Here is a 24,335-nt window from a genome sequence, read left to right as displayed (position 1 = left end):
GCTCACGCCCTCTCCTTTTCCTTTTGTTCATTCGTAACATTAATAAATACGTCATCAAGCGAAGGGGGCATTACGTTTAACGTTTTCGGTATAAGATGATGTTCATCGAGCATCCGAACAAGTTCAGAAAGAATCTGAGTTCCATTTTCAGTATAGACTGTCACTTCTTCTCTCGATCGTTCCATGTTCTCGCCTATATCACGCAATACCTCACTTGCTCGTTCTGCCTCTTCTGGCTCATGAAAGACAAGCTGGATTGCATCAAACCCGAGCGTCCTTTTCAGTTCTTCTGCACTTCCAGAAGCAACAATTTTGCCCTCGTTAATAATGCTTATTCGATCCGCCAGTTGATCGGCTTCTTCAAGGTATTGCGTCGTGAGAAAAATAGTCGTTCCTTCTTCTTTATTTAACCGCTTAATTTCTTTCCAAATTGCTTTTCGATTAGAAGGATCTAGTCCAGTAGTAGGTTCATCGAGAAAAAGAATTTTCGGCTTATGAACTAATGTTAAAGCGAGATCAAGACGACGCCTCATCCCACCAGAATATTTACCACACGGTCGATCGGCTGCATCGTTTAAATCCACTAATGTTAGTAACTCAGCAGCTCTCTCTTTTGCCTCTTTCTTGGTGAAACCAAATAGCCTTGCCTGCATTTCAATTAATTCTCTTCCTTTTAAAACAGGATCGATGCCGGTCTCTTGCAATGCAACTCCAATATTCCATCTAACATTTTCAGGTTGCTCACTTACATTTACTCCGCCGATTTGAATTGTTCCGGACGTTGGCTTTACTAGAGTCGTTAGAATTTGTACTGTTGTCGATTTACCAGCACCATTTGGACCAAGAAAAGCGAAGAACTCCCCTTCACCCACCTCAAAACTCACTCCCTGTACAGCTTTTACATCGCCTTTATATGTTTTCACAAGGTCATGAACTAAAATCGATCCATCCATTTTCTAACCTCCATTGGAAGTATTGCGTGACGATGGTACATTACACCCACACGTTACTTACATTCTCTTTCATTTCAGTTTATCCTTTAACAGGGTGTGCCAGTTGTATAAAAAGAAACCCCTTATCAACTGATAAAGGGTTTAAGTTTCGAATCTTTTATTTTGCTCTCTATTTTATCCCGATATTCTGGTACGAAATTCAATTTTCTTTCTTATAGGCTATGTTAGCTCATATTGTTGATTTCTTGATTTTGGCTCATATTTTACAAACGAAAATTCTTACTATTGAATTTCCCTTTTCCCCTTTTCACAACTATGGGATAGATGTTAACATGGTTCACGGTTAAGGTTATAGAATACTCCTTATAGAATTTTCATTAGAGAAAGGATGGTTCGATGCATTACGCAAGCAAAGGCTGGTACGTTGAACAGCTTAAGAAACACGATGTACGTTATATTGAAGGACGCAAGACTGAGAAGTTTAAGAAACACGTACTTGCAGCTCTTCTTGAAAAGCAATAAAAGAATTCCAGGGGGAGCGATCCCCCTTATACATAGTTACTATCCGAAAATACAAAGCGTTTGATACATAGGGACAAAACGGTTTTCTTTCCACTGGATAGGTGTTGAAAGAAAGCCCAGCCCATCCGCATTGTATCTCCCGATCACCCTCTGATAAATCAGTAATTCATTAACTCCATCTCTTTGCAAATCAATTGGATACACCCCTCCTGGTGGTAACACATCACCCTGAACTGGTACTTTTAATGTGCCATCTTCATTGTAAACTTCCGAAAGATACTCCTCACCTTTATATAGAAGACTCACAATATAAGTTTTCTGTAAGGTTTTATTTTCTACTTTAGCTTGATAATCATTTAGATACTTAACACCGTACGAAAAGGCATTATAGAAACTTTCCTGATCAAATAATAATGTAAGCGATTGATTAAAGTAAGAGTATAAGAAGTCATACGTAATTCCACCACTACCACCAGAGTCAGAACGCACAAGGATTTCGTTCACTTTATTCCCAGTAAAATCCCCTAGATATAGTGTGGGATTGTATCCACTACTTCCTGGCAAAGCAAAAGATGATTCTACTCCAGTAGCACCATTTTTTATCATTAACACGACCTGATCCACGAACGGTGTATCACTCCCATATGGCTTTGTACCGGTCAGAACAACGATATCAGGAACACCATTACCCGTCACATCGCCTACTTTTTGATCCAATATGATTCGATCGTTTCGATTCATCTGCATCCTCCTCACTATCTCATTACTAGTCTATGTCTTAAACCTCAGCCCATTATCGTTGTAATGAAATGGAAAGGAAGCTAAACTAATAAAAGTGAAACTTACTGAAACGAGGGATTGCCTATGAAGGCGGGAATTGATCAAGATCACACAATCGGGATTGTAGCAGGAGCGGGTGCTTACTTTCTGTGGGGAATTCTCCCTCTTTATTGGAAACTAGTTGCCACTGTACCATCTGAAGAAGTGCTCGCTCATCGAATTATCTGGTCTTTCGTTTTTATGATTGTTATTCTTCTCGTGCTAGGAAAACTATCATCTTTTCAAAAAGAACTCATTTTAATACTACGAAAACCAAAGAAGCTCACAGCAATTATATTCGCATCACTGTTTATTACAATCAATTGGTACGCTTTTATATGGGCAGTCAATCATGATCATGTTATACAAACGAGCCTCGGTTATTATATTAACCCGCTAATTAGCGTTCTACTTGGAATTCTATTCTTGAAAGAACGTCTGTCCTTCTGGCAAATGATCTCATTCGGACTTGCGGCAGTAGGTGTGCTAAATCTGGTCTTTCGCTTCGGTGAAATACCATGGGTATCATTAGTTCTCGCCCTAAGCTTTGGTATTTATGGTTTGTTGAAAAAGAAGGCCAAACTTGGTGCACTAACTGGGCTTACCATTGAAACATTGTTCATTACTCCTTTTGCATTAATTTACCTTATGAGCGTCCGTCATAACATAGGTGATGCACTCTACGTTGAAAACACTATGATTCTTGCCCTTCTACTTGGTGCTGGTATTGTAACAGCCGTACCGTTATTGCTTTTTGCGACTGGGGCTAACCGAATCTCTCTTTCTATGATTGGTTTTCTACAATACATTGCCCCAACACTTATGTTGATTCAGGGAGTGTTTTTGTATGAGGAGACATTTACCTCAGCTCACTTTATTAGCTTTGTGTTAATCTGGGCAGCTCTACTAATCTTCACCCTTTCTCGCACAAGATTATTCCGCCGCATGGAGCCTCGAGTTTTTCAAGAAAAGCATTCGTTATCTTAATGAAGAAAAACCCACATTCTGATGTGGGTTTTTCTATTTAGTCACTTTTTCAAAGGGCCACAAATAAGTAGTAACAGATTCTGAAAAGTGAGTGATGACCTGATCCTCTTTATAGCCATAATGATCCGATAACGTATCAAGAAGAACATCAGTTTTGGCATGTTGAAGGGGCCATTTATCATGGTGAATTTTACCTTGAAGTACGCTTCCGTTTCGAACGATAAACAATCGATCTCGTTCAGTTAACCAGAAATCAAGATCTCCCTTCTTCGCTTCATATGGTTCAGAAGTAGGTTGATACTTAATATGGTACGTTGCTTCCCTAACACCCTTATGAGTTCGAGACGAGCTAAAGTCCACCTGTTGGCTTTTCTTTCTTTTAACCATATCTGCTTTAAAATATGGAAGGTGGAAAGCCTTCCTTGCGATAAACACTCCTGGCATATAACTTGCATCAAGACTAAAAAAGTATACACCCTGCTTATCACCATATCTGACGTACGTACGAACATTAAGTTCTAACAAACGAGAAGCAAATGGCACAGCCGGAAACCCTCTAAATCTAATTCGGTTCATCTCAAATGGAACAATACCAATCCAGGCAAGCCCATCAAACGTATCTACTTCAAGCTCAGAAGGAAGAAGTGATTGTAGCCACGCAGCATCAACAGGCCAATGAAGGAACAAAAGATCATCCCACGTTTGCTTCATTATCCAGCCCTTCCCTTTACTGCTTTCCATATTGGATCCCTCCATTTCTATCGTTAGCATATCCAAACACATACATTCTGTTCAATGGTAAAGACTTAACAAATGTGTGATGACTACCTTCTCTTACCTTTATCTATCACCTAATCTAAATCAAAAATCAAAAAGGCTAAAACTTTGATCACCTTTATTAAATTATGGTACCGTTTAATAGAGAAATCATCTTAGATATGAAGTGAATGAACATTCAATCATAATTGGAGGGATAAGGAATGACTAAGCAAAGACAGATTCATCTAGCAAAACGACCAGAAGGTATGCCATCAATGGAGAACTTTAACTTCGTTGAAGCGGATATGCCAACCCCCAAAGACGGTGAGGTGCTTCTCAAGACGTTATACCTTACTGTTGATCCGTACATGAGAGGACGTATGAGAGATGCCAAGTCATATGTAGCACCTTTTCAAATTAACGAGCCACTTAACGGTGGAGTTGTAGCAGAAGTAACTGAATCAAAATCGTCACAATTTAACCAGGGTGATATTGTAATCGGTCATCTTAGCTGGGAAGAGTATACTGTAGCTAATGAGAAACACCTTCGTAAGATCGATCCAAACGTAGCACCTATTACTACACATCTTGGTATTCTTGGAATGCCTGGACAGACTGCATACTTCGGACTACTCGATATTGGTCAGCCGAAAGAAGGAGAAACAGTAGTTGTTTCAGGTGCTGCTGGTGCTGTCGGTTCGGTAGTCGGTCAGATTGCTAAGATCAAAGGTTGCCGTGTAGTAGGAATAGCTGGTTCAGATGACAAAATCGACTATATTAAAAATGAGCTTGGGTTTGACGAAGGAATTAATTACAAAACACAGGATGTCTACAAAGCTCTAAAAGATGCTTGCCCAAATGGTATTGACGTGTATTATGAAAACGTTGGTGGAGAAATTGGTGATGCAGCCATTAGCTTACTAAATAAATTTGCACGTATTCCTGTTTGTGGTGCTATATCTTCATATAATAACAAAGAAGCTGACCTTGGCCCTCGCGTTCAAACGAAACTGATTCAATCTAGCGCACTTATGAAAGGCTTCGTTGTAAATGATTACTCCGATCGTTTCAATGAAGGCGCTGAGCAACTAGGTAAATGGCTGCAAGAAGGTAAATTGAAATACGAAGAAACGATTGTAGAAGGATTCGAAAATGTTCCTGATGCATTCCTTGGCCTTTTCGAGGGGACTAATGTTGGGAAACAGCTTGTTAAAGTAGCAGATCCAGAATACGCAACGCTTCCAAATCGTTAATAGTAAATACCCGCTCCATTATGGAGTGGGTATTTTTTATGACTATGTGTTAACGCATATAAATAAGAGGTTATGCCACTCTTAAAGAAGGAATAGTATGTACTGTAGCAAATTTCTAAAAGCTCTTTTCATAGACATTCTTACTTTTCCTGTATAGCGTTTGATTTCCGCTTCAGGATGCTGAAGCTTTATAGTACCATCTACAAAGAATCATTTTTTGAAGAGGAGGATTCGAATGGGCAAATTTCTTATTAATCTTGCAGCATATCTACTTGTTGTAACAGTAAACGGTCTTGCCAACAGCTTACCTTTAAACGGCCAAACGACCGGTGAGATTTCAAATAAGCTTAACGTTCTCTTCACACCTGCCGGTTACGTTTTTAGTATTTGGGGACTTATTTATATCCTTCTTGGAATATGGGTCATTCGCCAATTCCCAGCCAGTCGTCGAAAATTACCGATCTACCAAGAAACGAGTGGACTATTTGTATTAAGCTCACTATTAAATACGCTCTGGATTTTCATGTGGCATTATGAATTCTTTGGCCTATCAGTCATTGTAATGCTTTTATTACTCATTACACTGATCCGTCTTTATGTTAGCGTAAAAACAGCAGGTGCATCATTTCTTGATCTTCTTCCCTTCTCTGTTTACCTCGGCTGGATTAGTGTAGCTACTATCGCAAATATTAGCTACTACCTTACCTATGTAAATTGGGATGGGTTCGGCATTTCAGATTCAATCTGGACAGTTCTTCTGTTACTTGTCGCAACAATCCTAGCACTTGTCTTTCTAAAGAATGAGAATGATTGGGTGTATCCACTAGTATTTGTGTGGGCTTTCGTTGGTATAGGAATCAAAAACCAAAATGCAGATGTGCCACTCGTCGTTTACTCCTCTTTCACACTTGCAGCCTTTATTTTCATCATTACGATTGTCTACACTTTTAAGTCAAGAAAGTCATAAGAAAAGCCCCTTTACGAATTGTAAAGGGGCTTATTTCTAGTTATGCGAGTGACTTAAAATCCTGTCCAAGAATTTCTTTCATACTGTGAACAGTAATAAAGGCTTTTTGGTCAACCGCACCAACATGCTTTTTCAATTTGAGAAGATCTTTTCTACCAAGGATTGTTGTAATCACTTCTTTTTCATCTGAAGTAAAGGCACCACGTGCGGTATGAATCGTTGCACCTTTGCCAATTTCCTCTACGATAAATGCACGAATCATTTCGCTTTCTTTACTAATAATGACGATTTCTTTCTTCGCCTCGAAAGTCTGAAGAGTATAATCAATCACTAACCCATTAAGAATAACGCCGAAGATCGCATACATACCGATTTCTGGTCCGAATAGAGCAACAGAGAATAACGCAATTGAAATATCCGAAATAAGAACAGCTTTCCCAACTTCCATTGAGAAGTATTTATTTAAAATCATCGCAATAATATCAGTACCTCCTGTTGAAGCTTTCTGATGAAAGACAAGCCCCATACCAGCAGCAGCAATACACTGTCCGATAATCAGTTGAATTAGAATATCCTGACTAAATGGTTCAGTTACAGGGATAAATCGTTCAAACGCCCAAACAGCAAGTGATAGAGCAAAACTTGCATATATGGTTTTAACACCGAATTTAGGACCGAGAAACAGAATTCCAACTAACAAAAGCACTGCGTTCAAAATAATCATAAACATACCGACGGAAAAATCTGGGACTAGATGGTTCATCAAGATCGACAAACCACTGACTCCCCCCGTCGCAAGGCTATTAGGAGATAAGAAAAAATGAACATGGGTAGCAACACCGAGCGCCCCCAAAGTAATTAGCAGATAAGTTTTGATGTGATGAAGCATCTATTATCCCTCCCGTTGTTTTGTTTTCGTTTCATTAGCACAATCGGGATTATAATAGGGATTTGAAGCTTTGTAAACAGTCTAAACATAAGATTTTATTATGAAGCGGTTACAAGTCGGAAATAGTATATAATACCTATACTTTCGTCCTATTTCGACAAGGATATACAAGAATTTTCGGAATTTTCGCTTACTATACCCATATCTTAAGAAAAAACTGACATAAGAAATTAGGGCAAAAAAAAAAGCAATAACAGCTACTGTTTTGCTTCTTTTCTATCCTGTTTATTTTATGAGATTATTTTTAAACGCATAGATAACTGCCTGGGTGCGATCGTGGACTTCAAGCTTCCCAAGAATATTACTTACATGAACTTTCACTGTTTTAAGAGCAATAAACAACTCATCAGCAATAGTCTGGTTCGTTTTACCCTGAGCCATCAGCATGAGGATCTCGGTTTCTCGATCAGTTAGTTCTTCATGTGGTAATGTCTTTGAGCGATGGCGCATGCGTGTCATCATTTTGCCAGTTACTTCTGGCTCAAGAACGGACTCACCATGAAACGTTTTGCGAATCGCATTCGCGATTTCAACTGCTTTTGATGTTTTTAGCATATAACTTGTCGCGCCCGCTTCAAGTGCCGGATACACTTTCTCATCATCAAGAAAACTAGTTACAATAATTATTTTTGCTTCTGGCCATTGTTCAATAATCACCTTCGTCGCTTCGACTCCATCCATCTCTCCCATCACGAGGTCCATTAAGATGATATCCGGACGAAGGGATAGGGCAAGTTCTGCACCTTCACTACCATTATCCGCTTCTGCTACAACGTTAATATCAGGCTGAGCCGATAAATACGAGGAAACTCCGATCCTTACCATTTCATGATCATCGACAAACAATACTTCAATCATGCCGTTCACCCCCAACAAGTGGTACACTCACTTCTAATCTTGTTCCTTTTTGCGGAAGACTTATTAGTTTAAGGGTACCTCCAATTTCAATTGCTCGTTCATTCATATTCTGTAGCCCATAAGATGCTACTTTATGGTCTGCCATTTTAAAACCAACACCATTATCAACAATACGGAGAATGATTCGTCCCTCTCTATAAATAAGTAGAACATCAAGTTTAGTTGCTTTCGCATGCCTTAATGTATTTGAAACTGATTCCTGGAGAATGCGAAATAAGTGGTCTTCAACACCTTTATCCAGCGCAATGGATTCTATCTTCCATTGCACTTCAATCGGCACCTTCTGAGATAATTCGTTTAGAAGGTCTTTCATCCCTTCTTCTAAAGGCTTACCTTTTAGCGCGGCTGGTCTAAGGTGTAGAAGAAGCGCACGCATTTCTAGCTGAGATTGGTGAATTGTCTCTTCGACCATTCTGAGATGTTTTGTTTCATTTTTATCTGCCTCATCAAGTGTTTCCGTTATAGTACTCATTAACATAGAAGCCGCAAACAGCTGCTGACTAACTGAATCGTGTAACTCCCGCGCCAATCGATTACGCTCTTCAGAAACTACTTTCTGCACACGTTTTTCATGATCTTCGGCTTTCTCATTCGCCAGTTTTTGCGCTAATCTTGTCTGTTCGTTCATTCGATTCTGTAGTTTCCTAATTTGATCGAAAACACCAACTACGCTTTTACTCTCACTCATATGTATCGTTCTGCCTTTATCTAATTCTTCAAGCGTATCTGCAATTTGCTGAAGCTCTTTACTAGAATAAACCCCTGAGAATCCCCCTGCAGCTACTCCAATCATCAACGATAGAATTGGCAGAATTAATGCAAAAGGCAAATCCATTAACTTTTTTTCCATTAACAACGATAAGGAAGCAGGCGGAAAAACGGATAAATAGGCAACTGTAAAAAAAAGAAGGAGAAAAAGTGAGAGGGATGCACCAAATACAATATGACGTTGTATTAAACTCATACGCGCTTCACCTCTAAATCACCTGCAAAAATTGACGTTACAAGCTTTACTTTCTCTGACGCTTCATCATATCCATTCGTTTTGTAAGATAGGACCTGGTTTAGAGCACTTTCCTCATCATGGTCAAATAAAGAAGCTGAACCGATCATTACAGAATGTTGGATACTCACCTCAAGCTCATAAGGAATGAGAACCTGCACCTTACCTACGAAGCTTCTAATCATGATTAACGACTCTCCTTTTGGGAGAACCGTATAACTTAAATCGATAATTGTTTCGCCAAAACCCGCCTGGATGTTCACATCATTCCATTCGTAAACATGATCATGGGTTTTTTGACGTCCTATCCACTTGTTTTGTAGAATTGGTTGTTGCTTGAAGAGATTTTCATTCGCGTGCTGAGGCTTTTCAATAACAGGTCTAATTTTCTTCGGCTTTTGTTTAGATTGATAGAATTGAAAGCCCAGGTACACGAGAAGCACGAGTAGAAAAAACTTTACAACAACCATATTCATAATTGTTGTTATAGAAAAGAACAATCCTATCCCAATAAATACTTTTCCTGTTGTTCTTGGTAGACGTTTACGCCCAAAATAAACAAAGGCGGCTGACATAATTAATAAGAACAGAAGGCCTCCATTTAAGGATACTTCTAGTAATACAAGAATGACTCCGATTAAGAGAAGTCCATTCACGGTGTCAATATTTCTCCCTTTCCACATAGAAGTCCCTCCGTCCTTGTGTTTATAATCTTGAATGCTTAGCTTTATCATTTAATGGATATAAAAGGAATCGCACTCTCTTTTAGAATACCATTAAATCGTTAAGAATTTGAGTCGCTTTCATGTCGTTTTGCATTTTTTTCAAGTGATAATAACTTAGCATCATTAGTCGACATATGAAACTGACGATTCATTTTATTCTCGAGTTTCTCAATATAATTTTGTGTCTCGTCAAAACGATTAAACGACTCATCTAGTTGACTTTGATTAAGGACAACATCCATTTTATGATGCGCCCTGAGACTATTTTCCTTGCCCATTAGTTCCATTCGCTTGATGGTAAGGTCTTTCAGCTTATGTTTCATTTTCTCATATTTTTGCTCAAGTCTTGTAAGCTCTTTACTTGCCTCATCCATGGATTGAGATAACCAATCAGCTCTCTCCTCATACTGTAATTGATCTTGCTTAGCATATTCATACAATTCCTCTTCACCTGCTACTTTCGCTAGATCCGCTTGTCTCGCCCGCTTCTCTACATTCATTCTTGCTTTATGAAGCTCACGCTCAAACTCTCTTTTAAGCATTGACTGTCGCTCAATAAGTTTGCCTGCTTTCTCTACTTCTTGTTCACATTGCCGCACATAATGATTTAGATGCGCGATCGGATTTTTCTCTTCTTTTTGGTCAAGAATACTGTGGAAATCTGCTTCAATTGACGTTTTAATCCGATTGATTAAACTAGTCATCATACACACTCCTTTAGAATTGATTAGCTCTTTTTTAATTCATCCCATTGTTTCTCAAAATGTGGGAAAGGATCATTGTCATCCTTTTTTTCACCTAATTCATTCCACTTTCTATACACGACATACAAAATATAGATGGCGAGAATACCAAGAATCGCTGGCATGTTGGCTACTGCGGTACTTAAACCAATAAAACCAATCAATCCCCAAATCACTTTCCCTGTTGTTGCATCTGCTTTAATAAATTTCTTAATTGCTAGGTATAGCACACCCACGCTTAGGATCATGCCTAATAATGAACCTAAATTCGAGAGTAGAATGACGGCAGCAATTATTCCGATCATCACCAATCCAATCTTTTTCAACGTGATCGCCTCCTTTCTTACCTTCATTCTAGCTACTTCTGGAGCAATGCATAATGAACTAGAGCTATATTTTTGTATACGACTAGAGGCTTATAAAAGACAGGTATCAATTTATTTAGAAGTGTTAAACTAGCATGACTAAAGCATCGGCTATCTTAACGTTCTCAATCATGGTAAAGTGAAGTTAGACATCACGGAGAGGGGCCCCGGGAATGGTTATTACAATTATGGTCATTGTCGTAGTCATTATGACGATTGTCATTGCCGCTGCTTTTGGACTTGCTGTATCAAAAGGATATAGTGTAAAACACACTGTCGATCCGTTGCCAGGACAGGATCAAAACGAATGGGCAGAGGAAGAGGGAACGAATGAACGGACAGAATCGAAGTAATATTACGCCAGGTAAGACCGTTGAAATTGTCTTGAAACAAGATCAGCGTACAGGAAAAACAACTAAAGGGATTGTCAAAGACGTATTAACAAAATCTCCCACACATCCCCATGGCATTAAAGTACGCCTAGAAGATGGACAGGTTGGTCGTGTTAAAACGATTTTATAATGCCTTATCTTACACATAAATCCCGCATGGCTCTAGAGCCATGCGGGATTTTAATTAGTTAAGGTTTTAATTCCATCCAACTATCAACGTAATGAATACCGTAACCACTCATTGCTGGTGAAGTTCCATATGCTGCACTTACTTTAAGAAGCTCTTGATCCATAATAGCCGAGCCTTCTTCGTAAAAGGACAGATAAGTCGCTTCTGAAGTTTGACCTGTTTCCACAGCTATCGATACTTTTTTGCCGTTTTGCTCAGCAAACATTATTTCGTTTTCTACTAGCTTAATAATGCCATTTTCACCATCTGCATGATCACGATAAGCCATGAGAGTTGTGTGGTCCGCTTTTTGAATAACCCATTCAGAAAGCTTTCCTATTCCGTACTTGTTATTATATGATTGTTCATCAAACCAGAAAGGGGTATCAACGCCAAACGTGAGTCCTAGAAGATTAGTTCGCTCTTTTCCGTCAGAAAGTCGATCCTGGTAAAAAGCTATTGTCCGCTGGTAATTGTTCGTCCAACCTGAGTGAAGGTATGGCTCTATATCGAGGTGAACTCCTCTAAACTGTTGAGCCACTTTAGCATCCATTTGATACTCTTCAAGCCAAGTAAATAATCGATCTTGATAGATTTCACCTTTACTTGTTGCCCAGTTTGGCGCACCGTCTAACGCATGTACATTGATCCCTTTCGACCAAGCATTCTCAATGAATGTATGATAGGACGAATTAGCGATTGAACGATTAATTTGCAAGTAAACATCCGTCGCCTGTTTTTCCTCTAGGAATTGAATAATTTCATTAGGCTTTGTCTCAATCTGTTTTGTATCCCAAAGCCACGTGGCGAGACTTCTATTTGCTTCCATTGCCTCAGCCTTCCCTTCAGACAAATCAATCGCCCCCATAAAGAACGTCAGTACAAAAAAGAGAATCCCAACAGCAACAGTTAACTTCTTCACATGTAGCTCTCCTTTTTTCTGAACCCAGCGCTCAAAAGGTAGCCTGGCAGTCTGGCAGCCATTCGCATTCGTGCGGACAGGCCCATAACTTTGCGTCCCTGCTTTTCAACAGGTTTGCCTTTTCAGTTTTATTGTAATACCTATATTATCGGCTTTAGTAGATTGGATGTTGAGTGGAAAGGACGGGGTCAAACTGGGGTCAGACCCCCTTAAATAGTCCTATCACCTTTTTACTTCAAAAATATTTAAACAAACGTTTATTTAATTTGGTAGTAACTGTGAAGGCTCTCCTACATAAAAGATTTTCAACTCATGCAGTGCTCTAGTACAACCAACATATAACAACTTAGCATCCTCTGCATCCTTGCGGTAATTCTCCTTGCAAGCATCTGCAATGATAACACCATCGAATTCCAATCCTTTTGTTAGATAGATTGGAACAATCGATAACCCTCCTGCGTAAGAACGATCCTGAGCTGTAATGAGATTTGCTTCTTTATCTTGCTTGCTCACTTCTTCGAATAATGCATGACACTCCTCTTCACTCCGGCCAACAATTGCAATGGTATTCATGCCACGTTTACTCATTTCATTTGCGGTTGATAACAATTTAGTTACCTGACCGTCTTTCTTTACATTCTGCTGTATAACACGCTCACCACTTCTGAAAACGGGTACTGCAGGTTGTACAGGAATATTAGCATGAGAAATCACTTCGTTAGCGTATTCAATAATCTCTAGCGTCGAACGATAGCTTTGTTCAAGCTCAATGTAGAGATCCTTTCCATTGAAGAGCTGTCGAAACTCTTCCCAGCTGTGAATCCCTTTGTAGGAGTGAATCCCCTGAGCAAGGTCCCCTAAAATGGTGAATGAACGACTTCGATTCACTTCTATTAATAATGCAATCTGAAACGGTGAAAAGTCTTGCGCTTCATCAATTACGATATGCTGAAACACATCGTCTTTATTAATACCATTCAATTTAAACTGGATATAAAGAAGCGGGGCTAGGTCATCAGGCGTTAGCTGTTTTTTCTTGAGTCGACCTGCTGTTTCCTTTATTAGCCATCCATTCAAAACTTGATCTCTTTCTGTAGCAGAAATATAAGAAGGTGTATTGGTTTGAAATAATGATTTGTAGAAAGAAAGAGCTGTTTGTTTTGGCCACGTTTTAAAATATTCTTTTAGCTTCTCATTCGCTAACTTTCGATATTCCTTCTGAACATGACTTCCATAGACAGTCTTCATATACTTAATCTCTTCCTTTATCCACACTCTAAATCGGTTCACCATCATTTCACGCTTTAGCCCCACCGGATAAGCGGCCAGATCTGATAACCACTGCTGAACCTTCTCTTCAGACAACGTACGATCTTCAAATGGTGTGAACGAGCCTTTGGGACCAACAGCTGCATTGTACGCCTCAAGCGAGCTGTCTATCCACTTTTTAAAAGCTAATGACCCTTTTATTCTGCCTTCAGCTTTTTCGATTTCTGGTCGCTTCTTACCAAACCATTTTTGTAAATCATCACCGGAAGCATTAAGCTCTACTTTCTCTTCAATCATACTTAACGTCCAGTCTGTAAAAGTAGATTGTTGAATCCCACCTACACCAAGTTCAGGTAAGACGCCTGAAATATAATCCAGGAACATGCGATTTGGTGCAAAAATAACCATTCGACCAGCTTGGATTGTATCCCGATATTCATATAGAAGATACGCAAGTCTGTGAAGGGCAACTGTTGTTTTACCACTTCCTGCAGCTCCCTGTATAATGAGGGGCTTGGTACGTTCTGCTCGGATAATATCATTTTGCTTCGCTTGTATCGTTGAAACGATATCACGGAGTCGATTATCTTTGTTTTCACTTAGACGATATAGAAGGAACTCATCTGATCCGCTTAAGTCTTCGCTACCTTCAACATACGTGTCTACTACTCGCTGAAGCTCCTGATTTCGAATAACAATATTCCGTTTCAATTCGATATTTCCATCAATTAATCCGTCAGGTGAAATATAATATACATCCTCTTCCCCTCCGGTAAACGCATAGAACATGCTTGCAACAGGCGCGCGCCAATCCACTACCAATGAATCCTGTGAATCCTCATGCGCAACCCCTACCTTACCTATGTAATAGGAGCGTGATTCTTTATCAACTTCTTGAAAGTCCATTCTTGCGAAATAAGGTTCTTTCGCTGCAATTGCGAGCGACGTTCGGTTTTCTTCCCGAATGCTTTCCAAGACTTGTTCAGTTACATTGTTGCCTGAATAACGTGGATAGTTTGCTAGATTCTTTTGCTGTTTGGTAATCTCTGCAGCGATTTTCTCGAGTTGCTGCTTCTCTTTCCGATAGGCACTTTGAGTCTTATGGTCCAAGATCAGTTACCTCCTTATGAGATTCGCCTCTAATAGTGAGACGGACTATTAATCCTACCATAGAATGCAGTTAATCTCCAAAAAGTTTTTAGAAACTTCAAACAATAATTTCGTAAATATTTTTTGCTTTAATAAGACTTTTGTATAAAACCACATTTAGCACCTGGAGCGGAAATTGACCACTACTCTAATAATAACAACCCCTAAGAAAATAGCCTTTCAAAAAAAGTTCCTACTAAAAATGATCCAACTCTACGTCCCGATCGTTAGCTGATTGTACTCAAAAATGACGGTTACTAAAATAAGGAGCGTGAACAGGAACATGAAATTAAAAAAAGTATTTAAAAAATTAATGGTTCCAGCATTAGGTCTTACTCTTTTATTCCCATCCGTAGCAGGAGCTGCAGATGCAGAACCAACAGTAAATACACCAGCTGCAGATTTACGAGCCACACTTGATCAGCTTTTATCAGAGCACTTTGTCCTAGCAGTTACCTCTATGACAAAATCATACGATGGAGCTGAAGATGCAGAAGAAGTAACGGAAGCACTTGATCAAAATGCCGCTGACATGACGCCAGCTATCGCTTCAGTTTACGGAGAAGAAGCAGCACAGCAATTCGAGGATATTTTCAGAGGTCATAATGACTACTCTTCAGATTTCGTACAGGCTGCAAAAGAAGATAACGATGAGCTTCGTAAAGAAGCTGAAATGGAAGTAGAAGAATTCGTCGATGAATTCTCCACGTTCCTTGATACTGCAACTGAAGGTAACCTTCCTAAAGAAGCAGCGGAAGAAGCTTTAGAATTACATGAAGATCAGGTTCTAACAACATTTGATGAATATACAGAAGGCAATTACGAGCAAGCATACACAACATTCCGTGCAGGTCATAAGCATATGTTTGCAATCAGTAAAGCACTTTCTAATGCGATCGTTATGCAAATGCCTGATAAATTCGAGAACACTAAAGTAGACACACCAGCTGCTGAACTGCGCTCAACACTAAATAGTCTTGCATCAGAACACTTTGCACTTTCTTCATTAGGTCTCGAAAAAGGATATGATCAATCTGAAGACTATGACTTTGTGAACTGGGCTGAAGACAGAAACACTGCAGACTTCAAAGCTGCTATTGGCTCTATTTATGGCGATGAAGCAGCTAGTCAATTTGAAAAAATCTGGCAGGAAGATCATATTGCTGCACAAGCTGACCTAGTTGTTGCATCACTTTCTAAAGACGAAGAGTCTATGAACATGGCAAAAGAACAGCTTTTGGAAACTTTCCCTAAGAACTTCGGAGCGTTCCTTGGAACAGCAACAGAGGAGAATCTTCCAACTGATGCTGCAACAGAAGCACTTATGACTCATGAGAAACAAGTCGTCGGATCATTTGAATCATACATGTCTGGAGATTATAAAGCATCAACAGACCAATTCCGTGAAGGCTATGCATTCATGTTTGGTGTAGGAGAATCTCTTGGTGGAGCGATTGTGAAACAAATGCCTGATAAATTTTCAGGCGAGTCCATGCCAGGTGGTATGCCTAAAACAGGAATGGGTGGTGCAAGTGAGCAATCATCTGATCTAACAGCTCTTTGGATTACAATTGGTTCTCTTGCAGTAGCAGGTTCAGCCTTTGCCATCCGTAGAAAAGTAGTTAATCAATAAGGTTACCACCTTTACAGACTGTTTTCGAAAACATAGTAGCATTTAGGGTAGTGATTGATTTGCGCTACAGGTGCTCGCTTTCCGCGGGGCGGGCGGTGAGCCTCCTCGGCGCAGAAAACATTGCGCCTGTGGGGTCTCACCTGTCCCGCTAGTCCCGCAGGAGTCGAGCACCTTCCGCTCCAATCAACCTTGAATTTTGGCTTTTTAAACAAAGCTCTTATAAAACAAAAATCTTTAAGAAGGAGAGGCTTCCCCAGCTTCTCCTCCTTTTTACTATATTTTAGCTCATATTGTTGATTTCTCGATTTTTGGCTCATTCGAGTGAAACCTCAGTTTCACTCGAATGAGCCAAAAATCACACACTGTTCATTAACATAGCCTACTATTAAAAAAAAAGCGCCTCTGACATAGAATCAGAAGCGCTTTTGTTATGCCTTGTTCTTTTTTAGAACATCTAACACCGTATCGATTTTCGCATGATCCTCGGGAGACTGATCGATATGATTCCAAATCATTACTCCACGCTCGTCATAGATCCACGTTCCACCTTGAATGTATACATCCTGAGTTTTCATGGATTTCAGGACAAAGTCCTTTTTCTTCTGCTCTTTTGGAATAAAGCCATCCAATTTTCTCGTTACAAATCCAATTGCAGCCTGTCCAAGCAATTTCCACTTTGGCATCGTATGGTGTCCCATCCCACGATAAGCTTCTCTTTTAGGGTCTCCAGCGATCAGAAATGGAAACTCTCCAAATGCTTCTTTGAATTGACTTATATAGGATGCATTAGAGGGGGCAATAGCAATAATCTGAAACCCTTCTTGTTCAAGTTCATTCACGCGCTTACGCAACTGCGTAAGGTAAGCTCTACAAACTGGTCAACCAAGATGTCGAATAAACACAACCATTGATTTTTTCTGCTTAATTAATTGCTCAAGTGTAACATTTTCGCTTTGCGGTACTTCAAGTTGATAGTTTAAGTTATCCATTCCAGTAACCTCTCCTAACTACAAAAAGCTCAATTGACTCAACTCAACCTGTTCTAACTATTAATTTAACACTTTTTTCATTACTAGTGATAACAATTGTATTCTATGAGTTTAGCAATAATTTTGTAATGGATTATCATTTCGTCGATTCTTGAAATATTTCCACGGAAATTAATAGTTAAACTCGAAATAACGTTGTGTCCAGTGTGAATACAATAAACAAGAAATCCCTCATCGCTTCTATTCCGATGAGGGATTTCTGTATTAACCTACAGGGACAACCTTTTTTTCTTGTTCATATTCCATGACCGCTTCCTCAAAAATACGGAGGCCTTCATCAATCTGCTCCTTCTCTATAATAAGAGGTGGGATCATGCGAATTACTTCTTGATGTTTCCCGCATAAGTAGAATAGAACACCTTTTTCAAGAGCGAGATCCAAAATACGCATCATGCCATTTCCATCAGGTGCGCCTGTTTGTGGGTCAACAATTTCAATTCCGATCATAAGCCCTACCCCACGAACATCACCAATTACGTGGTGCTTTTCCTTAATTAAGGCTAGTTTTTCTAATGCATAAGCTCCCATTTCACGAGAATTGGCTAGAAGCTTTTCCTCTTCAATTACATCGAGAGTAGCAAGCGCAGCTGAACAGGCAATTGGATTGCCACCAAATGTTGTACCATGAGTTCCCATTGGCCATTGGCTCATCAATTCTTTTGAAGCAACAGTCGCGCTTAACGGCATTCCTGAAGCAATTCCTTTTGCAATCGCCATAATATCAGGAGTTACATCAAATGTCTGTGCCGCGAACCAGTCACCCGTGCGTCCGAAGCCCGTTTGTACTTCATCAAAGATCAGTAGCATTCCGTGACGATCACAAATTTCTCTTACTTTTTGTAGCCATTCCTTCGGTGGAATGAGATATCCTCCTTCACCTAGAACAGGCTCTAAGATGACACAAGCTACTTCTTCTGGTGTCACTTGATGATCGAAAAGTCGTTCAAAATCTTTCTCAAGCTCGTTCACGCAATAATCTGCTACGCTCTCACCTTCAGGACAACCAGCGACATCTGCATAAGGGATTTGATAAGTTAGTCCGTTTGGTTGAAGAAACTTTCGATACTTACTTTTCGATGTACTAACCCCTAGAGCTCCAAGAGAACGTCCATGGAAGCAGCCAGTGAATGAAATAACATAAGGTCGCTTCGTGACATACTTCGCAAGCTTCATAGCCCCTTCAATTGCCTCAGTTCCGCTATTTGCAAAGAAAAAGCAATCAAGGTTCTCAGGCATTATTCCCTGTAAGCGTTCAGCAAGTTTAAGAATAGAATCATACATAATGACACCGGACGGTCCATGCATTAAGGAATCAGCACCATCCTTTATAGCTTGTACAACCTTAGGATGGCGATGTCCCGTATTCGCTACCGCAATACCAGATGTGAAATCGAGATAGGTTTTTCCATCAGCGCCATAATAGTAGCAACCTTCTTCCTTTACGACCGGCAAATTAGGATGATCCTTCGCCATACTTGGTGCTAGATAGTCTGACATACGGTTGTATCTTTGTTCAAATGATGTTGACAATGTGATATCCTCCTTTGAAATTGTGCTTTTAGATAAAGAAATGTGCCATTACGACAATGATTGGTAACGTGATAATCGTACGTTGTAAGAAAATAATAGCGAGTTCAAGCACAGAAATTGGAATTTTGGATTTTACGAGTAGAATCCCGATTTCGGACATATAAATGAGCTGTGTTAAAGAGACAGCTGCAATAACAAAACGGGTAAGCTCACTTTCAATTCCGCTTCCAATAACAGCCGGTAAGAACATATCTGCAAAACCTACTAACATAGCTGGTGCAGCTGCTGTTGCCTCAGGAATTTGCATTAATTCCAGAATAGGAACGATTGGCATAGATAGATAAGTAAAGAAAGGCGTAAATTCTGCAATAATGAGCGCAATCGTGCCAAGTGCCATGACAAGCGGAATAAGGGCAAAGTAAATATCTAGAACTGTATTTACTCCCTGAGTAGCAACTTGCTTAACACTTTTTACTTCAGAGGATTTCTCAAGTGCCTTCTGCATACCCCATTTGAAGCTTGAAACACCTTCTGGAACGTCCTCTGAAATTTGCTTCCCTGTACCTTCATAATACGTATCGGCTTTTCTAGATAGCGGTGGAATTCTTGGACAAATGATAGCGGCTGTTAGACCAGCGACTACCACGGTGAAATAGAACGGAACGAACATATCTTCAAGACCAATGAAACTGATCACAACTAAGCTGAATGCAATCGAATTAATTGAAAAATTCGTGGCAATAACAGCTGCTTCTCTTTTCGTGTAATAACCTTCTTCATATTGCTTAGTCGTAATTAGAACTCCTACTGTTCCAGCACCCATCCATGATGCAAGCGCATCGATAGATGAACGACCTGGCAGTTTAAATAATGGACGCATCACCTTACGTAATGCAGTACCAAAGAAATCCATCAAACCGAATTCAAGTAGAAGCGGCATCAATAGACCAGCGAAAAGGAACCATGCTGCGAGGACAGGAACGAGAGCATAAAGCATAGTCCCCCCTGAAACATCAGATATAACGAATTCTGGACCGAATTTATACAAGGTCATTACGGCAAAGAGTGCCCCTATGAATCTCGTAGCAATCCAGAACCAATTCACATAGAATAGTTGTTTAAGAAATGGGCGAAGCATAATACTTTTTGGCTCGAAAATTTTAGCGATAATTGGAATGATAGCAGATGCGATAAGAATGACAGTCATGAAACCTGGCAATACAGGATTTAAAGCGCTTTGAATGGATTCTGCCATAATCCCTACGCCAATAGTAATTTTGCCGTTAAATGGGATAGGCATTAGAAATAAGAGTATGCCGATCAATGACGGAATGATAAACCACGCATAAGCACTCGAGGAATAAGAAGCTTTCCCCTTTTGTTTCGTACTGTTAACGGAATACGACTTCTCTTGTTTTACTTCCATTTTTCACTCTCCTTCGACATTTTATAATAATTCATATTCTTGCATATAAATTAGAAAAGAAGCAAGAACAATTTTTATTCTTTGCTTCTTTTTATATGCAAGATTCATGCCATATTTATTTAATTCTATATTTTTTGAGTTTTCTAACTACCGTTGGTTGACTTAATCCCAACGCTGCCGCTATTTTCGTTGTAGTCCGAAATTGCCTCTTTGCAATTTGGAGACGTTCTTTCTCAACTTTTTCAATGGATTCTTGTAACGTTTCACTAAAATTATTCATATTTGAATAACCTTGATCTTGAATCCTATAGTTAATCGGCAAATCGGATGTCTGTATGGTTAATGCATCAGAAGTAACAACCAAACGCTCTATTAAGTTCATAAGCTCTCGCACATTACCTCTCCATTCATTTTGACTCAATTCGTGAAGAACGAATTTATCAAGAATACGCCTTCTCTTATACTGTTCACTAAAACGGTCAAGAAAAGACTGAATCAATGGTAGAATGTCTTCTCTTCTATCTTTAAGAGGTGGAATGATTAAGGGCACTACATTGAGTCTGAAAAACAAATCCTCCCGAAATGTTTTCTCACGAACTGATTGATCCAAGTCTCGATTCGTCGCACTGAGTAACCGAAAGTCTGACTGGATCTCTTTTCTCCCTCCAAGTCGGTAGAAGCGTTTCTCTTGAATGAGCTTCAGTACTTTCACTTGATTTTGTAAAGACAGCTCACCAACTTCATCTAAAAACAACGTTCCTGAAGACGCCATCTCTGCAAGCCCCATACGACCGCCTTTTCTTGCCCCTGTGAATGATCCTTCTTCATATCCAAACAATTCAGCTTCAAAAAGCGCCTCAGGAATCGCTCCACAATTAACTTCAATAAATGGTCCATTTCTACGATCACTTTTGTGATGGATGTACCTTGCCATTTCTGTCTTTCCTACTCCAGATTCACCAAGAAGCAAAACGTTAACATCCACACCTGCGACTTGCTTAGCTGTTGCCATCAGCTTTCTCATCGCTTCGCTTCTCGCAATAATGCCCGTGTCATCTTGTTGAAGTTTAAGGCGCTCAAGCTCACTTCTTACACGTTCCATTTCAAGAGACATTTCTTCCATCCCAGATTTAATTTCCATTAATTCTGTAATATCATGTGAATAGCTTACAATCCTAACTAGCTGACCACCTTCATCATATACAGGCAATCCTGTCACAAGCAGCTTTTTTCCTTCTGGTCCTGTTTGAACAAAAGTAACCCGCTTATTCGTTTTCATGACCATCGGGGTTGCCAAAGGAGTAAACAAGCCCTCTTTCTCTAAATCATAAACAGATCTTCCTATTAAATCATCCGCCTTCACGCCATAGACCATCCCAGTTCCTTCACTCACTTTCACAATTGTTCCTTCAGGATCTGTGACGAGAATATCTTCCTGTAGCGAATGAAAAATAGCTTTATACTCATTCCACTCTGACATTTAAACACCTCGTTTATTCATTATTGAATAATTCTCAACCAGAATAAGAGAAAACATAGTATGTACGCGCAATACCTTATTCATTTTTGAATAATCAGACTGTTTTAGTTTATCATACCTTTTATCACTATTAAGCAAATTACTTTTCTGATTCATCATTTCCCGATAGAATGTACAGTAGAATAAACGTTATTAAAGGAGGAAAAACATGGTCGCTCTTAAAGGTAAAACTGCTCTCATCACAGGTGCTGCTAGAGGAATTGGTCGAGCTGCAGCAATTGCGCTTGCAAAAGAAGGCGTAAATATTGGCATGATTGCACGTACCGAAGAAACACTTCAAAATGTTGCGAAGGAAATCGAAGCAGAAGGTGTTAAAGCTTCTTATGCTGTTGCAGATGTTTCTTCTAATGAAGAAGTAACAACTGCGGTAGCTAAAATTAAAGAAGAGTTAGGTGAAACTGACATCTTAATAAATAATGCCGGTATTGCGAAACTTGGCGGATTTATGGATCTTGATATTTCCGAGTGGGAGAAGATCATCCAGGTGAACTTGCTTGGTGCTTACTATGTAACGAGAGCAGTCCTTCCAGACATGATTGAACGAAAATCTGGAGACATTATCAACATTTCTTCCACTGCTGGTCAAAAGGGAGCTCCAGTTACAAGTGCCTACAGTGCTTCCAAGTTCGGATTACTTGGCTTAACAGAATCACTTGCTCAAGAAGTAAGAAAGCACGATATTCGTGTTAGTGCTTTAACCCCAAGCACTGTGTCAACTGATTTAGCTGTCGAGAATAATCTAACTGATGGTAATCAAGACAATATGCTTCAGCCAGAAGATATGGCGGAATTCATTGTAGCACAGCTTAAGTTAAATAAACGTGTGTTTATTAAATCAGCAGGACTTTGGACAACAAACCCATAAGAGTTAATAGCCAGCCTTATATAAGGCTGGCTATTTTTTCGTTATCGCAACAGCACATTCACTTCTTTCTTATAGGCTCTTTTCTTGAAAATTGGTTTTTAAAGAGAGGTTTAGTGCGGAAAGCGAGCATTCTGGAGCGCAAATCAATCTCTACTCTTTAGAAACAATGTTTACGATATAGTTTTCCTATTAAATATCTTTGCCACATTATTCTTATGGACTATGACAACCTCTCTTAGGCGTATTTTGATAAAGTGAAGGATTTAGTATGGAAAGGAGTGCGATTGAGGTGAAAGAACACCAGCCTCAGCTGATTAGTTCAGTTGATCCTTATGTTTATAAAACACTTAAATCCATTGAAGGGACAATGATTACAGTCGAAACAACGAAGGGCTCGCTTCGCGGAACGTTGCAAACCGTCATGCCAGATCATATTGTTGTACAGATTAACGAAACACCTTTCTTCGTTCGAATCCAACAGATCGTCTGGGTATTTCCTAATTAGTTCAGACGGGAGGTCTAATGATGTTTAAGCGAATTAATAAACAGTTGATCGAGCTCCCTATTCCTGAATATGGAGATGCAAATGCAGCAGCAGCCGTTCAGGACCTGCTCGGTGGGCGCTTCGGAGAAATGTCCACCTTAAACAACTATATGTTTCAATCCTTTAGCTTTCGGGAGAAAAAGAAGCTAAAACCGTTTTATGATTTAGTGACAAGCATTACAGCAGAAGAATTTGGTCATGTTGAACTTGTAACAACTTCAATTAATCTACTAACGAAAGGGAGTTCGTTTCCAGCCCCTCCAGACTTAACTCCTCTTCAAAATGGAAAGGATATGAGAAATACAGCTCAATTTGTTGCGACAGCTCAAACTGCTCTGGGCGCTGATTCTATGGGAAATCCATGGCGGGGAGATTATGTTTTCAGCAGTGGTAATCTTGTGTTAGATCTCCTCCATAACTTCTTTCTTGAAGTTGGAGCAAGAACACACAAAATGAGAGTCTACGAGATGACCGACCATCCTACCGCACGTGAAATGATCGGCTATTTGCTTGTGCGAGGTGGAACACACGTCCTTGCTTATGCAAAAGCAATTGAAATTGCTACAGGTACCGACTTAACTAAAATGTTGCCAATTCCAAGTCTTGATAATTCAAGCTTTGATTATGCCCGTAAATTCGAAGAGCGCGGGTTAAACAATGTCCTGTATACGTGGAGCAATGAGGATTATCAAGGAATTAAACAAATATGGAAAGGAACTAATCCAGAAAATGGTGAAAGGCTTCGTGTGATCGATGGGGTACCCAAGGGCGCTGCTATTCCTGATCTTGATGATTTACCGGAAGAGTTCGCTCCTGGTATTACAAAGGATCATTATGAGCAAATCGCAAAACGGTTAATGAGAGATTTATAGAGAAAGCACCTG

24 protein-coding genes, 1 pseudogene and 1 riboswitch are annotated in these 24,335 nt (G+C 39.7%); of the genes and pseudogenes, 10 read left to right on the top strand and 15 right to left on the bottom strand.

Annotated elements, in window-relative coordinates:
* Nucleotides 1-2: 2 nt before the first annotated feature.
* On the bottom strand, nucleotides 3-953 hold the full coding sequence (locus AB986_RS20705) for an ATP-binding cassette domain-containing protein (RefSeq protein ID WP_048313572.1): 951 nt from the start codon (nucleotides 951-953) through the stop codon (nucleotides 3-5).
* 396 nt (nucleotides 954-1,349) lie between these two features.
* On the opposite strand from AB986_RS20705, the gene AB986_RS21940 reads away from it, so the two are divergent.
* The gene (locus AB986_RS21940) at nucleotides 1,350-1,475 is read left to right on the top strand and encodes a DUF2639 domain-containing protein (RefSeq protein WP_084006676.1); all 126 of its coding nucleotides are present in this window, start codon (nucleotides 1,350-1,352) and stop codon (nucleotides 1,473-1,475) included.
* A gap of 39 nt (nucleotides 1,476-1,514) precedes the next feature.
* On the opposite strand, the gene AB986_RS20700 is transcribed toward AB986_RS21940, so the two are convergent.
* Nucleotides 1,515-2,216, bottom strand: coding sequence for a VCBS repeat-containing protein (locus AB986_RS20700; protein ID WP_201779300.1), 702 nt, complete (start codon nucleotides 2,214-2,216; stop codon nucleotides 1,515-1,517).
* 123 nt (nucleotides 2,217-2,339) lie between these two features.
* Here AB986_RS20700 and rarD point away from each other — a divergent pair, with 123 nt between their 5' ends.
* Nucleotides 2,340-3,281 carry an EamA family transporter RarD gene (gene rarD / locus AB986_RS20695; RefSeq protein ID WP_048313568.1) on the top strand — a complete coding sequence of 314 codons (942 nt, stop codon included), beginning with the start codon at nucleotides 2,340-2,342 and terminating at the stop codon, nucleotides 3,279-3,281.
* Nucleotides 3,282-3,314: 33 nt separating this feature from the next.
* On the opposite strand, the gene AB986_RS20690 is transcribed toward rarD, so the two are convergent.
* Nucleotides 3,315-4,022, bottom strand: a complete 708-nt coding sequence (locus AB986_RS20690) for a YqjF family protein (RefSeq protein WP_053216284.1) — start codon at nucleotides 4,020-4,022, stop codon at nucleotides 3,315-3,317.
* A 239-nt stretch (nucleotides 4,023-4,261) separates the two neighbouring features.
* On the opposite strand from AB986_RS20690, the gene AB986_RS20685 reads away from it, so the two are divergent.
* A complete protein-coding gene (locus tag AB986_RS20685) occupies nucleotides 4,262-5,293 on the top strand; it encodes an NADP-dependent oxidoreductase (protein ID WP_048313566.1) in 1,032 nt (343 codons plus the stop codon).
* 235 nt (nucleotides 5,294-5,528) lie between these two features.
* On the top strand, nucleotides 5,529-6,260 hold the full coding sequence (locus tag AB986_RS20680; RefSeq protein WP_048313564.1) for a TspO/MBR family protein: 732 nt from the start codon (nucleotides 5,529-5,531) through the stop codon (nucleotides 6,258-6,260).
* Between the two features lie 40 nt (nucleotides 6,261-6,300).
* Here the strand turns inward: AB986_RS20680 and AB986_RS20675 are convergent, their stop codons facing one another.
* From AB986_RS20675 to AB986_RS20650, 6 genes are all read right to left on the bottom strand, one after another.
* A complete protein-coding gene (locus AB986_RS20675) occupies nucleotides 6,301-7,149 on the bottom strand; it encodes a YitT family protein (RefSeq protein WP_048313562.1) in 849 nt (282 codons plus the stop codon).
* Nucleotides 7,150-7,434: 285 nt separating this feature from the next.
* Nucleotides 7,435-8,067 (bottom strand): response regulator, encoded by a 633-nt coding sequence (locus tag AB986_RS20670; RefSeq protein WP_048313560.1) that lies wholly within the window; start codon nucleotides 8,065-8,067, stop codon nucleotides 7,435-7,437.
* Nucleotides 8,060-9,091 carry a sensor histidine kinase gene (locus tag AB986_RS20665; RefSeq protein ID WP_048313558.1) on the bottom strand — a complete coding sequence of 344 codons (1,032 nt, stop codon included), beginning with the start codon at nucleotides 9,089-9,091 and terminating at the stop codon, nucleotides 8,060-8,062. Before AB986_RS20665 ends, AB986_RS20670 begins: the two co-directional genes overlap by 8 nt.
* The gene (liaF, locus tag AB986_RS20660) at nucleotides 9,088-9,813 is read right to left on the bottom strand and encodes a cell wall-active antibiotics response protein LiaF (protein WP_048313556.1); all 726 of its coding nucleotides are present in this window, start codon (nucleotides 9,811-9,813) and stop codon (nucleotides 9,088-9,090) included. Before liaF ends, AB986_RS20665 begins: the two co-directional genes overlap by 4 nt.
* A 101-nt stretch (nucleotides 9,814-9,914) precedes the next feature.
* Nucleotides 9,915-10,562 carry a PspA/IM30 family protein gene (locus tag AB986_RS20655; RefSeq protein ID WP_321212268.1) on the bottom strand — a complete coding sequence of 216 codons (648 nt, stop codon included), beginning with the start codon at nucleotides 10,560-10,562 and terminating at the stop codon, nucleotides 9,915-9,917.
* A 20-nt stretch (nucleotides 10,563-10,582) separates the two neighbouring features.
* A complete protein-coding gene (locus tag AB986_RS20650) occupies nucleotides 10,583-10,924 on the bottom strand; it encodes a lmo0954 family membrane protein (protein ID WP_048313552.1) in 342 nt (113 codons plus the stop codon).
* Between the two features lie 212 nt (nucleotides 10,925-11,136).
* Between AB986_RS20650 and ytzI the strand changes: the two genes are divergently transcribed.
* Entirely contained in the window at nucleotides 11,137-11,316 is a 180-nt protein-coding gene (ytzI, locus tag AB986_RS20645) for a YtzI protein (RefSeq protein WP_048313550.1), read from the top strand.
* Entirely contained in the window at nucleotides 11,294-11,485 is a 192-nt protein-coding gene (locus AB986_RS20640; RefSeq protein ID WP_048313548.1) for a YwbE family protein, read from the top strand. Before ytzI ends, AB986_RS20640 begins: the two co-directional genes overlap by 23 nt.
* 58 nt (nucleotides 11,486-11,543) lie before the next feature.
* Here the strand turns inward: AB986_RS20640 and AB986_RS20635 are convergent, their stop codons facing one another.
* A complete protein-coding gene (locus AB986_RS20635) occupies nucleotides 11,544-12,446 on the bottom strand; it encodes a hypothetical protein (protein ID WP_053216282.1) in 903 nt (300 codons plus the stop codon).
* 42 nt (nucleotides 12,447-12,488) lie between these two features.
* Nucleotides 12,489-12,575, bottom strand: a riboswitch (cyclic di-GMP riboswitch).
* Nucleotides 12,576-12,707: 132 nt separating this feature from the next.
* A complete protein-coding gene (helD, locus tag AB986_RS20630) occupies nucleotides 12,708-14,825 on the bottom strand; it encodes an RNA polymerase recycling motor HelD (protein ID WP_048313547.1) in 2,118 nt (705 codons plus the stop codon).
* Between the two features lie 322 nt (nucleotides 14,826-15,147).
* Here helD and AB986_RS20625 point away from each other — a divergent pair, with 322 nt between their 5' ends.
* On the top strand, nucleotides 15,148-16,497 hold the full coding sequence (locus tag AB986_RS20625; protein ID WP_048313544.1) for a copper amine oxidase: 1,350 nt from the start codon (nucleotides 15,148-15,150) through the stop codon (nucleotides 16,495-16,497).
* A gap of 428 nt (nucleotides 16,498-16,925) precedes the next feature.
* Here the strand turns inward: AB986_RS20625 and AB986_RS20615 are convergent.
* The 4 genes and pseudogenes from AB986_RS20615 to AB986_RS20600 form a co-directional block, all read right to left on the bottom strand.
* Nucleotides 16,926-17,363, bottom strand: a pseudogene (locus AB986_RS20615) (AhpC/TSA family protein); the annotation flags it as partial.
* A 387-nt stretch (nucleotides 17,364-17,750) separates the two neighbouring features.
* Complete coding sequence (locus AB986_RS20610) at nucleotides 17,751-19,076, bottom strand: aspartate aminotransferase family protein (RefSeq protein ID WP_084006675.1); 1,326 nt, start codon at nucleotides 19,074-19,076, stop codon at nucleotides 17,751-17,753.
* Nucleotides 19,077-19,104: 28 nt separating this feature from the next.
* The gene (locus tag AB986_RS20605) at nucleotides 19,105-20,502 is read right to left on the bottom strand and encodes a YjiH family protein (RefSeq protein WP_048313540.1); all 1,398 of its coding nucleotides are present in this window, start codon (nucleotides 20,500-20,502) and stop codon (nucleotides 19,105-19,107) included.
* A gap of 115 nt (nucleotides 20,503-20,617) precedes the next feature.
* Nucleotides 20,618-21,982, bottom strand: a complete 1,365-nt coding sequence (locus AB986_RS20600; RefSeq protein ID WP_048313538.1) for a sigma-54 interaction domain-containing protein — start codon at nucleotides 21,980-21,982, stop codon at nucleotides 20,618-20,620.
* Nucleotides 21,983-22,190: 208 nt separating this feature from the next.
* Between AB986_RS20600 and AB986_RS20595 the strand changes: the two genes are divergently transcribed.
* From AB986_RS20595 to AB986_RS20585, 3 genes are all read left to right on the top strand, one after another.
* Nucleotides 22,191-22,907, top strand: coding sequence for a 3-ketoacyl-ACP reductase (locus AB986_RS20595; protein WP_048313537.1), 717 nt, complete (start codon nucleotides 22,191-22,193; stop codon nucleotides 22,905-22,907).
* Between the two features lie 289 nt (nucleotides 22,908-23,196).
* Nucleotides 23,197-23,412 carry a YuzF family protein gene (locus AB986_RS20590; RefSeq protein ID WP_236690431.1) on the top strand — a complete coding sequence of 72 codons (216 nt, stop codon included), beginning with the start codon at nucleotides 23,197-23,199 and terminating at the stop codon, nucleotides 23,410-23,412.
* Nucleotides 23,413-23,432: 20 nt separating this feature from the next.
* Entirely contained in the window at nucleotides 23,433-24,323 is an 891-nt protein-coding gene (locus AB986_RS20585) for a manganese catalase family protein (RefSeq protein WP_048313533.1), read from the top strand.
* Nucleotides 24,324-24,335 lie beyond the last annotated feature (12 nt).

The sequence above is a fragment of the Guptibacillus hwajinpoensis genome (assembly GCF_001039475.1).
In the GTDB taxonomy this organism is placed as follows: Bacteria; Bacillota; Bacilli; order Bacillales; family Guptibacillaceae; genus Guptibacillus; species Guptibacillus hwajinpoensis.
The sequence above is the reverse complement of the archived record's forward strand: the minus strand, read 5'-3'. Positions and strand labels throughout refer to the sequence as shown.